This is a genomic window from Pseudoduganella umbonata (genome assembly GCF_014192225.1).
GTDB classification, from domain to species: Bacteria; Pseudomonadota; Gammaproteobacteria; order Burkholderiales; family Burkholderiaceae_D; genus Rugamonas; species Rugamonas umbonata.
Genome location: NZ_JACHXS010000003.1, coordinates 242,893 through 256,137, shown reverse-complemented (window position 1 = coordinate 256,137; position 13,245 = coordinate 242,893). Strand labels below are relative to the sequence as shown.

The window sequence follows — 13,245 nt, the reverse complement described above, 5'->3', positions numbered from 1 at the left end:
GACACGATGCATCAACACGAAGCTTGCACACCACCGCTGCGGCGGCGCTGGCGGGCCATCGCGGGACTGGCGCTGGCCGGTCTTGCGGCTGCCGCGCTGGCGGCGCCCGGCACGCCGTTGCCGGCACACTGGAGCCTGGATGAAACGGGCGGCAAGAGCGCCACCGAACGCCACGCGGGGCGCGCCGACCCGGTCAGCTATGTGTTCAACGAGGCCCGCTTCAAGCCCGCCTCGCCGCCGCTGTGGCGCACTGGCGGCTGCGTGCTCGCCGGCTGCCTGCTGTTCGACGGCTACTCGACCCGCATCGAGGCGCCCGGATTGACCATCGCGCAGGCCAGCGGCGGCTTCACGCTGAGCGCCTGGGTGGCGCCGCATGCGTTCGAATGGGGCGACGGCGGCCATTACTCGGCCTTCCTCAGCCAGTTCGACGGGGCGGCGAAGCAGGGCTTCTCGTTCGGCGTGTTCCGCTTCGGCACCTGGGGCATCAAGCTGGGGCTGGGCAGCGAGATCCTCGATGTCCGCGTCACGGCCCGCAAGCTGCCGCGCGATGCCTGGTCCCACGTCGCCGCCAGCTACGACCCCGCAACGCGCAAGGTGGCGCTGTTCCTGGACGGCGAGCGGGTCGCCGAAGCCGGCGTGCCGGCGGGCGCGAATTTCGCCTTGCCCGTGAAACCGCTGACGATCGGCCGCCACTCCGAACCGGAACGGATCGGCGGCGTGTTCAGCCTGAACACCTTCCTCGGCCTGATGGACGAGGTGCGCATCGATGCAGCGCCGTCCGATGCCGCCGCTGTGGCACGGACCATCGCCGCCGACGTGGCGCGCCATGGCGGCAAGCCGCCGCGCCTGGCGCCGGCCGACCTGCGCATCGCGCCGTCGACGTTTGCCGGCGACCGGCATCGCCCGCGTTACCACGCGATGCCCGATGCGGGCTGGATGAACGAGCCGCATGCGCCGTTCCACCACGCCGGGCAGTATCACCTGTTCTTCCAGAAGAATCCGTTCGGGCCGTTCTGGCACCAGATCCACTGGGGCCACTGGGTCAGCCCGGACATGGTCCACTGGCGCGAACTGCCCATCGCGCTGGCGCCGGAAGACGACGGCCTGGCCACCGACGGCATCTGGTCCGGCAGCGCGACGCATGCGGCCGACGGTTCGCCCGTGCTGTTCTTCACGGCCGGGAACGACAGTGCCAGGCCGAACCAGCGCACCGGCATGGCCACGCCGCGCGATCCGGCCGATGCGGATTTCGTGGGCTGGAAAAAACACCCCGTGCCGGTCACGGTGCAGAAGCAGGGCGAAGGGCACTTCGGCGATTTCCGCGATCCCTTCGTGTTCCGCGACGGCACGCGCCAGCGCTGGTTCCAGCTGGTGGCCTCGAAGCTGCCGGGCGGCAGCGGCACGGCGCTGGTGTACGAATCGGCCGACCTGCGCAACTGGACGCCGCGCGGGCCGCTGTTCTCGATCGATGCGGCGCGCTTCCCCGGCTTCGATGCCACGTGGGAGCTGCCGGTACTGCTGCCGGTCGGCAAGGGCCGCGATGGCCGCGAACGGCACGTGTTCCTCAACGACGTGCGCGCGCAGGCGTACTACTGGATCGGCGTGTTCGATCCGGAGACGGCGCGCTTCACGCCGGACCTGGAAGCGCCACGCGTGTTCGACGTGGGCCAGGGCCATTTCTCCGGACCGAGCGGCTTCGTCGATCCGAAGACGGGCCGCACGATCGTGTTTTCCATCGCCCAGGGCGAGCGCACGCTGCGGGACGAGTACGACGCCGGCTGGGCGCACAACGGCGGCCTGCCGGTCGCGCTGTCGCTGGGCGGCGACGGCGACCTGCGGCTGGCGCCGATCGAAGAGCTGGCCAGCCTGCGCCGCCGGCAACTGGTGAACCTCACCGACGCCAGCGTGGCGGAAGCAGAGCGTGCGCTGGCCGCGGTGCGTGGCGATGCGCTGGAAATCGAACTGGAGCTGGCGCCATCGCCCAAGGCGGGCCGGCGCGGCCTGGGCGTGCGCGTCGCCCCGGGCGGCGCCGAGCGGACCGACCTGTACGTGGACACCGCGCGCAGCCGGCTGGAGATCGACCGCACCCGCACGTCGCGCGACCGGTCGTACGGCGTGCAGGGCGGCGCGTTCGACCTGGCCGGCGAACCGCTGCGCCTGCGCGTGTTCCTCGACCGCTCGATGGTCGAGGCGTATGCCAACGAACGCAGGAGCCTGACCAGCCGGACCTATACGTCGCGGGCCGACGCCGACGGGCTGGCGCTGCTGGCGCTGCCCGGCGACCGCGTGCGGGCACTGCGCGTGTGGACCATGGGGTCCATCGACAAGGAGAATTGAATGGCATCGATCACATTGCATGGCGTGGGCAAGACATATCCGGGCAGGGAGTCGCACTACATCCAGCGCGACGTTGACTTCGCGATCGCCGATGGCGAATTCGTCGTGCTGGTCGGACCGTCCGGCTGCGGCAAGTCGACGCTGCTGCGCATGATCGCCGGGCTGGAGGAAATCAGCGCGGGCGAGATCCGCATCGACGGCGAGCGGGTCAACGATACGCCGCCGGCGAAGCGCGGGCTGTCGATGGTGTTCCAGAGTTATGCGCTGTACGCCCACATGAGCGTCTACGAAAACATCGCGTTCGGCCTGAAGCTGGCGCGCGTGCCGAAGGCCGAGATCAGGGCCGCCGTGCAGTCGGTGGCGAAGATGCTGCAGATGGAACACCTGCTGGAACGCCGGCCGCCGCAGCTGTCGGGCGGCCAGCGGCAGCGTGTCGCCATCGGCCGGGCCATCGTGCGCAAGCCGCGCGCCTTCCTGTTCGACGAACCGCTGTCCAACCTCGATGCGGCGCTGCGCGCCGACATGCGGGTCGAGATCGCCCGGCTGCACAAGCAGCTGGGCGCGACGATGGTCTATGTGACGCACGACCAGGTCGAGGCGATGACGCTGGCCGACCGGATCGTGGTACTGGGGCCGGCCGGCGTGCAGCAGATCGGCCCGCCGATGCACCTGTACGACGAGCCGGCCAACGTGTTCGTCGCCGGCTTTATCGGCAGCCCGAAGATGAACCTGGTGCCGGGCGTGCTGTCCGCCGCGGGCCGGCTGCGCATCGGTGACATCGCGATCGACTGGCCGGTGCCCGACGGCGCTGCCGCCGGTGCCGTCACCGTCGGCCTCCGTCCCGAGCACCTGGCCGCCGATCCCGCCGGCCCGATCGAGGGCAGCGTGCTGCTGGTGGAACGGCTAGGCGCCGAATCGTATGTGCACCTGTCCGTAGCGGGCCTGGACAAGCCGCTGATGGCGGTAACGCAGGACACGCCGCCGGCCGCTGGCGCGCGGTGGCGTGTCGCCCCGATGGCGGGCCGCGTCCACGTGTTCGACGCGGCGGGACAGCGGATCGGTGCGCGCACGGCGGCAGCGGGACCGGTCGATTTCAACAATCGCGGCGCGGGACTGGCCGGCATTTCGGAGGTGGCATGATCATCGTTTGTGGAGAAGCGCTGTTCGATGTGTTCTGCGACGGCGATGCGCCCGGCGGCTACGCGCTGGCCGCGAAAGTGGGCGGCTCGCCGTTCAACGTGGCGATCGGGCTGGCCCGGCTCGGCGCCCGGCCGCTGTACTTCGGCGGCCTGTCGGCCGACATGTTCGGCCGCAAGCTGGCCGCCACGCTGGCCGAGGAGGGCGTCGACCTGTCGTGCGCGCCGCGCCCGGCCGCGCCGACCGCGCTGGTCACGGTCGACCTGGATGCCGGCGGCGTGCCGGCCTACACGCTGTACGGCACGGCGACCGCGGAGCGCGCGGTGGCCTTGGCGGACGTCGATCGCGTGCCGGTCGAGGCGGCAGCCATCCACGTGGGTTCCTACTGCATGGCGGTCGAACCGGTGGCTTCGGCGTTGCGCGCGCTCGTCACGCGCCAGCAGGGCCGCAGCCTGATTGCCTTCGATCCCAATGTGCGCCTGACGATCCAGCCGGACCGCAACGCGTGGACCGGCGCGGTCGCCTGGATGCTGCCCCGCACCGACCTGCTGAAGATCAGCGACGAAGACCTGCGCACGCTGTATCCGGACATGACGCCGCGTGCCTTCCTGGACCTGGCGATCCAGTCCGGTGTCGCGCTGGCCATCGTCACGCGCGGCGGCGACGGCGTGCTGGCCGCGACGGCCACGCTGGCGCCCTTCGACCTGCCGGCAGTGGAGGTGGCCGTGGTCGACACGGTCGGCGCCGGCGACACCTTCCAGGCTGCCCTGCTGGCTTACCTGGCACGCCATGGCCTGCTGAACCGCGCCACCCTGGCCGGCATGGAGGTCCGCACGCTGCGCGCCGCGCTGGACTTCGCGGCACGGGCGGCCGCCATCACCTGCTCGCGGCGCGGTGCCGACATGCCGCGCCTGGCGGAGGTCGACCCGCAACACTGAATCGCTGTAACGAGCATGACAACGTTGGACAGACCGAGCGGCATGGCGTGCGCCAGCCGATAATCATAAAAGGAGATACGGAATGAATCGCTCACTTGCTTGCTTCATCACCCGCCACGTCGGCCGCCGCGCCGCGCTGGCGATCTGCCTGGCACCCGCGCTGGTGTTCGCGCAGCAGCAGACCAAGCCCGGTGCGGACACGCCGCCTGCCGCGGAAACACCGCCCGCCGCGGAAAGCGTGGCCCCGGATCCTGCGGCCGTCGTCATCGTCACCGGCGTGACGCGGACCACGACCAAGAAGAACGCGGCGTTTTCCATCAACACGCTGAGCGCCGAGGATATCCAGCGGCTGGCGCCGGCCAGCACGGCCGACCTGCTGGCGAACATCCCCGGCATCTACTCGGAAGGCGGCAGCGCGGGCGAAGCCAGCAACAACATCACCGTGCGCGGCCTGCCCGTGACGGGGGGCTACCGCTTCGCCCCGCAGCTGATCGACGGCCTGCCGGCCTACGAGGAGCCGGAAGCGCCGTTCCTGAACAACGACGTGTTCGTCCGCGACGACCTGATGACGGAAAGCGTGGAGGCGGTGAAGGGCGGACCGGGCGGCATCCTGTATTCGAACGGCCTGGGCGCCACCATCAACCACGTGACGCGCACCGGCGGCGACCAGCTGGCGGGCGGCTACAAGATCGAATACGCCGATTACGGCTTCGTGCGCCAGGATGCCTTCGTTTCCGGGCCGCTCGGCCGCAATCTCACTGGCGCCATCGGCGGCTTCTACCGCCGCAGCAAGGGCATTCGCGACACCGGCTACACGGCCGACCGCGGCGGCCAGGTGCGCGGCAACCTGGTCTACACCAGCGACGACCGCAGGACCACGCTGCGCGCCGATGCGCTGCTGATCAACGACCGCACGGCGTTCTACCAGAACCTGCCCATTTCGGTACCGCGCTTCACGGCCCCCGGCACGCCGGCCCGGCCGACCGTCATCGACCAGGACACGATCCAGCCGCTGGGCATCGATTTCGCCCACGGCACCACCGCCTCGCCATACAACCGGCGCTTCGACATGCTGGGCGAATACGGCAAGCGCACGATCGACCAGGCCGATGGCGTGCATCCGAATTTCAGGATGTTCACGCTGGGCGGTTCGCACGAGCTGCAGGGCGGCCTGAAACTGTCGGCGGGGCTGCGGCACACCACCGGCACCAACGGCTTCAACGCCGTCTTCACGGGCAACGACACGGCCACGTCGACAAACTTCCTGAATGCCCGCTACCAGAACGACGTGATCTCGCCGGCCCATGGCGCGGCGCTCGGGTGCAACCTGAACCACGCGAAACTGGTGGGCTTCTTCAACATGCCCGCCGGCGCCAACTGCGCGACGTTCGCCGGCATCGGCCGCGAAGACTTCATCCGCAATCACGCCAGGGCCGCCGGCGTGGCGGGGCGCTACCTGGACGATGGCTCCACCGTACCCGCCTCGGCCAACCTGAACTTCGCGATTCCGTTCGTCGCCAGGGTCGAGGCGCGCAGCACGTCGCTCGACCTGAAGGCACAAAAAACCTTCGAGCTGCAGGGCACGCACGACATCACGTTCGGCGTCTACAAGAGCCGTTACCACTACGCGCCGAATCACCAGACCTCGCTGCTGGTGACCGACGTGTCGAATCAGTCGCGCCTCGTCGACCTGGTTGCCGTCGATGCGCAAGGCAACCAGGTGGGACCCAGCCTGACGCAGGGCGGGGCGATCCTGCCGGGCTGGGGCGGCTTCGTCAGCAGGATCCAGGGCGACGGCAATGCCGCCTACCTGCTCGATCACTGGGAAACCCTGGGCAGCCGGCTGAAGATCGACGCGGGCGTGCGCTGGCAGGACCTGAAGGCCGACGTGGTGCGGCGCGACCGCAACGACGTGCGCGACCTGACGCCGGCGAACATCGTTGCCAGCTCGGCCCAGGACACCACGGCCGACAATGAAATCGGCTTCCCGGGCACGCCACACACGCTGCAGGAAACGTATCGGGGCTTTGGCTGGTCGCTCGGCGGCAACTACAGCTTCGGCAGGACGCTCGCCGTGTACGGGCTGGCATCGAACTCGTTCCGCCTGCCCAGCCTGGGCGACCTGAACGATCTCAGTACCGCCTCCGCGACCGTGGTCAACGGCAAGCCCGTGGACGTCAGCGCGGTGGAGCATATCCGGCAGTACGAGACCGGCCTGCGCTACCTGACGCGGGGCTTCTCGGCCTCGGTCGCGGCGTTCTACAACAAGTTCTCGCCGCGCAGCGCCGTCAACATCTACCGGGACATCGAGTCGTCCGCCTGCAGCACGCAGGGTGGCGTCACACAGATCAATTCCTGCCCCGAGGTGGCCCAGCTGTACCAGCGCGGCGTGAAGAATGTCGGCACCGAGATCGAGCTGAGCTGGCGCCCGGCGGCCGTCGACGGGCTGGAGCTGAAGGGCAATTTCGTGCTGCAGAACCCGCAGGTGACGGGCGCGAACTACACCGTCACCCAGGAGGACAAGGATGCGCAGGGCGTGATCACCGGCTATCACTATGTGCGGATCAGCGAGGATGGCCGGCGGCCGCGCCGGCTGCCGAAGAAGATGGTGAACCTGATGCCGTCGTTCGACCTGAAGCCCCTGACCGACATCCCGGTCAGCGTGTATGCGCAGTTCCAGTACTACGGCTCGCGCTTCTCCGAGGCGACGGACACCAACGTGACGCTGTATCCGTCGTACCACATCGTCAACGCGGGCGCGCAGTACCAGGTCACCGAACGCCTGCGCGCCCACCTGCACGTGGCGAACCTGACCGACCAGCTGTCGTTCACCGAGGGCGATCCGCTGTTCAACGACCTGCTGTCGCCGGACGGCACGCGCAACCGCGGTGTCGCACGGCCCCTGTTCGGCCGCACGATCCGCTTCAGCCTGACGTACATGTTCTGACGCACGGCCTGGCGACGGCGAAGGTATCGGCGAAGGTATCGGCGGCGCGGATACCTTCCATCCAAACTCTCGGTTTTACAGGCCCCACCATCCGTAGCGATACTGCAGCGGACCGGCAGACCGCTGCCGCGTCCACGACAACGATACGGAGACGCCATTGAGATCGAACCGAGAAGCGGCACTGCATGCCGAATCGAGCGCTCGCGCGCTTGCCAGCCCCGGCTGCCGGGACTGAGGGCCCCATGGACACACAAGCTGTGAAGGGCGGCGGCTATCGCACGCTGGTGGACGACAGTCCGCTGTCCGGATTGCAATGGGCCGTTTTCGTCCTGTGTTTCCTGATCATGTTCCTGGACGGCCTGGATACGGTGCTGATCGGCTTTCTCGCGCCGTACATCGGCGCCGAATGGCAGTTGCCCAAAGGCGCGCTGACGCCGGCATTCACCGCCGGGGTGGTGGGGCTGATGATCGCCGGATGCGCGGCCGGTATCCTGGCCGACCGGATAGGTCGCCGCCCGCTGCTGCTGGCGGCCGTGGCGGTATTCGGCCTGGCCAACCTGGCGACGGCCTGGTGCGGCTCGCTGGAAGCGCTGGTGGCGCTGCGCTTCGTGACGGGGCTGGGGCTCGGTGCGGCGATGCCGTGCGCCGTGACGCTGGTCTCCGAGTACGCGCCGGCGCGCCGGCGCGCGCTGGTCATCACGTCGATGTACTGCGGCTATACGCTGGGCGGCGCCGCCGTCGGCTGGCTCACGCCCATCGTCACGCAGCAGCATGGCTGGCGGGCGATGTTCGTGGTCGGGGCGGTGCTGCCGCTGGCCCTGCTGCCATGGCTGTTCTGGCGGCTGCCCGAATCGATCGGCTTTCTCGCCGAACGGCGGCGCGACCGCGGCGCGGTCGCCGCGCTGCTGTCGCGCATCGCCGGACGGCAGGTCGAGCCGCCCGCGCTGCCGGACCGGCCCGCGGTGGAGGCGAATCCGCTGGCGATCTTCCTGTCGCCCGCCTACCGGCTCAGGACCGGCCTGCTGTGGCTCGCCAACGGCGCCGGATTGCTGATGACCTTTACGCTGATCAACTGGCTGCCCAGCTTCCTGACGTTCAAGGGGGTGCCCGCCGCGACCGCGTCGCTCAGCGGTGCGAGCCTGCAGGCGGGCGGCGCCGCCGGCGCACTGCTGATCGGCTGGCTGATGGACCGGTTCGGCAGCAGGAAGGTCGTGGTCGGCACTTACCTCGGCGCGGCCATCGCTGCGCTGCTGTGGATCGCCGTGCTGGATCGCGGCAGTGCCGTGCTGCTGCTGATGGGCTTTGCCGCCGGCGTGCTGGTCATGGGCGGGCAGACCGGGTTCCAGGTACTGGCGACATCGGTCTATCCGGTGGCGGCGCGCGCGACAGGGCTGAGCTGGATGCAGAGCGTTGGCCGCCTGGGCGGCATCCTCGGCATCCAGCTGGCGGGAATGGGCGTGGCGAGCGACGTCGATCCCGTCACGCTGCTGCAGGCGCTGGCCCTTCCGGCGCTGGTTGCCGCCATCGCCGCGGGTTCGCTGCATGTGGGCTTTCGCCCGGCACCGCCAGAAGCCGCGGCGGTAAAGGGCGGCTGAGGCAGGCCAGCTGAGGCCGCGGGCGCGGCGGACCCCGCAATCCAGAAAAACAAGACAGGCAGGAGACGCATGAAGTCGAAGATCCGGAGCATGGCGGCGGCCATGGGAATGGCCATGGGAGCAGGCGTGCCGCTGGTTGCGGCGGCCCAGTCGGTGACGCTGTACGGCGTGCTCGATACCGGGGTCGAATATGTGAACCACGTGGGCCCGGCCGGCAAGGGCCTGGCGCGCGTACCGACGATCACCGGCACCTTTCCGTCGCGCTGGGGACTGCGCGGCAGCGAAGACCTGGGCGGTGGCCTGAAAACGCTGTTCGTCCTGGAATCGGGCATCGGCATGGATAGCGGGTCGCTGAACCAGGGGGGGCGGCTGTTCGGCCTGCAGGCCTGGGTGGGGCTGGGCGGCACGTGGGGCCAGGTCAGCGTCGGCCGCCAGTTGTCGATGCTGCTGTGGGCCTTGCAGGACACCGACGTCATGGGCCCGAATATCTATGGCATCGGCGCGTTCGACAATTACCTGCCGAACGCGCGGGCCGACAATACGCTGGCGTACAAGGGCAGCTTTGGCGGCATGACCGTGGGTGCCACCTACAGCCCGGGACGCGACACGGTCAACGCCGGCCCGAGCCCTTCGGGCATGAACTGCGCCGGCGAAACGCCGGGCAGCAGCCGCACTTGCCGCGCGTGGTCGGCGCTGCTGGCATACAAGGCGGACCGGTGGGGCGCCAACGCCGCGGTCGACACGTCGCGCGGCGGCCCCGGTGCCTTCGGAGGGCTGGTGCGGTCGGACCAGCTGGACCAGCGCATCACCGCCGGCGGCTACCTGCGCGTGGCCGACGGCAGGATCGCCGTCAACTGGATCCGGCGCGCCAACGATGCCATCGCCACGCCCCGCAGCGACGTGTTCGCGGCCGGGCTGTCGTACGACGTGGCGCCGGGCGTCAACGTCGCCGGCCAGCTTGCATGGCTGCGCTACCGGGGCAGCGCCGACAAGGCGGCCCTCGTGGCGCTGCGCGGCACGTACGCGCTGGGCAAGCGCACCATGGTCTACGCCACCAGCGGCTTCATCGATAACGACGGGCAGCTGGCGCTGTCGGTGAGCGGCGGTGCGCCGGGTTCGGCCACCGCGGCCGGCGCAACCCAGTTCGGCACGATGCTGGGTGTCCGGCACGCGTTCTAGCGTCCTGACCTGGAAGTTCGACGAAACCCGGTTCGGGACAGAAGCGGGGATGCCTCTCTCTTTTGGATGATCCGGCGCGCTTTGATGGACAGCACGCGGACAGGCGCCGTAAGCTCGCGAGACCGGCCGGATTACCTGCCGGTCATTCGCGAGCGCGCGATGTGCGGCAACCAGATCGGGCGGATCCATGGACATCCAGTCGGACCAGCAACGGTTTCATCACCTCGATGCAGTGCGCAGCTGGGCGCTGCTCGCCGGCATCGTGCTCCACGCAATCATGTCGTTCCTGCCGGGATATCGGGAAGCGGGCTGGCCGCTGGCCGACGGCTCGACCAGTGCCGGGCTGGGTATCCTGTACTACCTCATCCACCTGTTCAGGATGACGCTGTTCTTCGTGGTTGCCGGTTTCTTCGCAGGCCTGCTGCACGCGCGGCTCGGCACCCGCGGACTGCTGAAAAACCGCCTGCGCCGCGTTGCCCTGCCGTTGGTCGCGTTCTACGTACTGACGATGCCGTTGACCGTGGTGGCCATCGTCTGGGGCGCGCGCCAGCTCGGCATCAAGGCCATGGCGAAGATGGAGTTTCCAATGCCGGTGATCGGGCCGCCGGTGCCATGGGCGCACCTATGGTTCCTGTACATGCTGCTGGTGCTGTACGTGCTCGTCCTGCTGCTGCGCGCGGTGGTGGTACGGATCGACAGCGGCGGGACGGCACGCTCCGCTGCCGGCCGCCTGCTCGACAGGTCCATCCGGTACGGCTTTGCGCCGGTACTCCTGGGCGCGCCGGTCGCCGCCTCGCTGTATGGCGCGGCGTGGTGGGTGCAATGGCAGGGCATTCCGTCGCCGATCGCGGGGCTGGTCCCGAACGCGCCAAGCCTGCTGGCATACGGCAGTGCCTTCCTGGTGGGCTGGTTCCTGCACCGGCACCAGCAGACGCTCGATGTACTGGCGATGCGCTGGCCTGCGTACCTCGCGGGGGCGCTCATCGGCACCGCGGGCGCCCTGTACCTCGCCGGCACGGTGCCGCGGCTGACCGTCATCCCGCTCGGCAGCGTGGAGCGCGCGCTGTATCTCTGCGCTTACCTGCTGGGGCAGTGGTGCGCCACGTTCTGCGTGATCGGGCTGGCCGTCCGCTGGCGCGCCGCGCCAAGCGTGCGCTGGCGCTATCTCGCCGACGCATCGTACTGGATGTACCTGATCCATCTGCCCATCGTCATGCTGCTGCAGGCGTGGATGCTGCAATGGCCGCTGCACTGGTCCATCAAGCTGTTCCTGGTCCTTGCGATCACGGCGGCGGTGCTGCTGGCGTCCTACCATTTCCTGGTGCGCCGGTCCTTCCTGGGGGTATTCCTGAACGGCCGCAGGCTTCCGCGCGGCACGCGGCACGATGCCGCGCCATCCGGTGCCCCTGGGCCGGTGGCAGGTCCGCCCTGAACTGCGGGGAACACGCCGCGTGCGCCTTTATCTTGCGTTGCCGTTGCCGCGCTCCACCGCCTCGCGGATATACGCTTGCAGGGTGGTGGCGCCCCGCACGGGCGCACCCGGCCACTTGCCTGCGTTGTCCACGACGGTGCCCGTCATGCAGGCATAGGTGCGCGCGGCCTGTTCGGAGAACCCCAGCTGGCGGAAGGTGTCTTCCCATTGCGGGCGGGGGATGACGTCAACCTCGATATCCACGCCCAGCGCGGCGGAAAACGCGTCGGCGGCGTCGCGCGGGGTGTACAGGGCGGGCCCTTCGACGTATTGCACGCCGGTGTCGTCCGGTGGCGCCACGAGCCGGCGCGCCGCTTCTTCGCCCAGGTCCGCCGGCGCGACCATCGGGATCGGCAGGTCTTCCGGGAAGAAGCTCGGCAGCTTGCCTCCGTCGCGGACCATGTCGAGCATGCCGGTCCAGTTGCTCATGTAGTACGCCGCGCGGTTCACGGCAAGCGGGATGCCCAGCGCGCCCAGCTTTTCCTCGAAGTCGTGGAGTACCGTCAGGTCGCCGCACGGCGGGCCGGGGCGCGCGCCGTAGGTCGACGCGGCGACGATCCGGTGCAGGCCCGATCCGGCGACCGCGGCGACGATGGCATCCAGGTGCGCGTGCTCCACCGCGTCCGTGTCCGTATCGGGGGCGGCCGGGGGATTCAGCAGGAACGCCGTCGTGCCGGCGCGGAGGATCTCGCGCAGCCGGCCCGTATCGTGGATGTCCGCCACGGCGACGCGGGCGCCGGCCGCGGCAAGGCCGGCGGCGTTCGCCGCGTCGCGCGTCACGATCGTGACCGGTTCGCCGCGCCGCAACAGCGCGCGCGCTGTCGCCGAGCCGACATTGCCGGTACCGCCAACGATGATGTGCATGGTCATCCTCCCTCGGGTCAACGTGCGCCGGCCGGCTTGCATGTCGCATGCATGGCAAACACCTGTGTCCGGCTGCCGGATGGGGAGTGTAGAGACCTGCCGGGGGAAGCGGCGCACCCTTCGGCGTGGCCCGGTGTTCCGGCGTTGGCCCGCGAAACAACTCAGCCGCCGATGGTTCGGGACACGCGGACAGGCTGCCTCTATAGTGTTCCTTGCCCTTGCCCTTGCCCTTGCCCTTGCCTTTTCCCTTCTTTTCTCTTCCTTCAGCCAGGAGACATCCGATGATCCATGAACTGTTTGCATACCTGTGTGTCAGCGACGCCGGCCGGGCGATCGATTTCTACGCCCGGGCGTTCGGCGCTACCGAGAAATTCCGCCTGACCGAACCGGAAGGCCGCATCGGCCATGCCGAACTCGATTTCGGCGGCGTCACCGTGATGCTGTCGGACGAGTATCCCGAATACGGTATCCAGGGCCCGCAGGGAGAGCAGAGCCCGCCGGTCACCATCCACCTGCACGTGGACGATGCCGATGCCGTCGTGGCGAGCGCGCTGGCCGCGGGTGCCAGCCTCGAACGCGCGGTCCGGGACGAGTTCTACGGGGAGCGCGGCGGCGTCGTGCGCGATCCTTTCGGGCACCGCTGGAACATCGGCCACAGCATCGAGGAGCTGTCGCCCGAGGAGATGCAGCGCCGCTATACCGAGCTCATGCTGCAGCCCGCGGCGGAAGCGCCGTAGCCTGGCGCGGCGTCATCCTAGCGTACCGCGGAAAGATCTG

General features: G+C 69.3%; 9 protein-coding genes. 8 read left to right on the top strand and 1 reads right to left on the bottom strand.

Annotated features, from left to right (window positions below; genetic code table 11):
- Positions 1-6 precede the first annotated feature (6 nt).
- The 7 genes from FHS02_RS09845 to FHS02_RS09815 all read left to right on the top strand — a co-directional run bounded on the left by FHS02_RS09845 (position 7) and on the right by FHS02_RS09815 (position 11,565).
- Positions 7-2,337: a GH32 C-terminal domain-containing protein gene (locus FHS02_RS09845; protein WP_137313266.1), complete on the top strand. Its 2,331-nt coding sequence runs from the start codon at positions 7-9 to the stop codon at positions 2,335-2,337.
- The gene (locus FHS02_RS09840) at positions 2,338-3,477 is read left to right on the top strand and encodes an ABC transporter ATP-binding protein (RefSeq protein WP_137313265.1); all 1,140 of its coding nucleotides are present in this window, start codon (positions 2,338-2,340) and stop codon (positions 3,475-3,477) included. It abuts the gene before it with no gap.
- On the top strand, positions 3,474-4,412 hold the full coding sequence (locus tag FHS02_RS09835; RefSeq protein ID WP_137313264.1) for a carbohydrate kinase family protein: 939 nt from the start codon (positions 3,474-3,476) through the stop codon (positions 4,410-4,412). Before FHS02_RS09840 ends, FHS02_RS09835 begins: the two co-directional genes overlap by 4 nt.
- 82 nt (positions 4,413-4,494) lie before the next feature.
- Entirely contained in the window at positions 4,495-7,359 is a 2,865-nt protein-coding gene (locus FHS02_RS09830) for a TonB-dependent receptor (RefSeq protein WP_137313263.1), read from the top strand.
- 242 nt (positions 7,360-7,601) lie between these two features.
- Positions 7,602-8,954, top strand: a complete 1,353-nt coding sequence (locus FHS02_RS09825; RefSeq protein WP_175424754.1) for an MFS transporter — start codon at positions 7,602-7,604, stop codon at positions 8,952-8,954.
- 69 nt (positions 8,955-9,023) lie between these two features.
- The gene (locus tag FHS02_RS09820; RefSeq protein ID WP_183444252.1) at positions 9,024-10,133 is read left to right on the top strand and encodes a porin; all 1,110 of its coding nucleotides are present in this window, start codon (positions 9,024-9,026) and stop codon (positions 10,131-10,133) included.
- Positions 10,134-10,320: 187 nt separating this feature from the next.
- Positions 10,321-11,565, top strand: a complete 1,245-nt coding sequence (locus FHS02_RS09815) for an acyltransferase family protein (protein WP_137313261.1) — start codon at positions 10,321-10,323, stop codon at positions 11,563-11,565.
- A 27-nt stretch (positions 11,566-11,592) separates the two neighbouring features.
- Here the strand turns inward: FHS02_RS09815 and FHS02_RS09810 are convergent, their stop codons facing one another.
- The gene (locus tag FHS02_RS09810) at positions 11,593-12,468 is read right to left on the bottom strand and encodes an NmrA family NAD(P)-binding protein (protein ID WP_137313260.1); all 876 of its coding nucleotides are present in this window, start codon (positions 12,466-12,468) and stop codon (positions 11,593-11,595) included.
- A 281-nt stretch (positions 12,469-12,749) separates the two neighbouring features.
- Here FHS02_RS09810 and FHS02_RS09805 point away from each other — a divergent pair, with 281 nt between their 5' ends.
- Complete coding sequence (locus FHS02_RS09805; protein WP_137313259.1) at positions 12,750-13,205, top strand: VOC family protein; 456 nt, start codon at positions 12,750-12,752, stop codon at positions 13,203-13,205.
- Positions 13,206-13,245 lie beyond the last annotated feature (40 nt).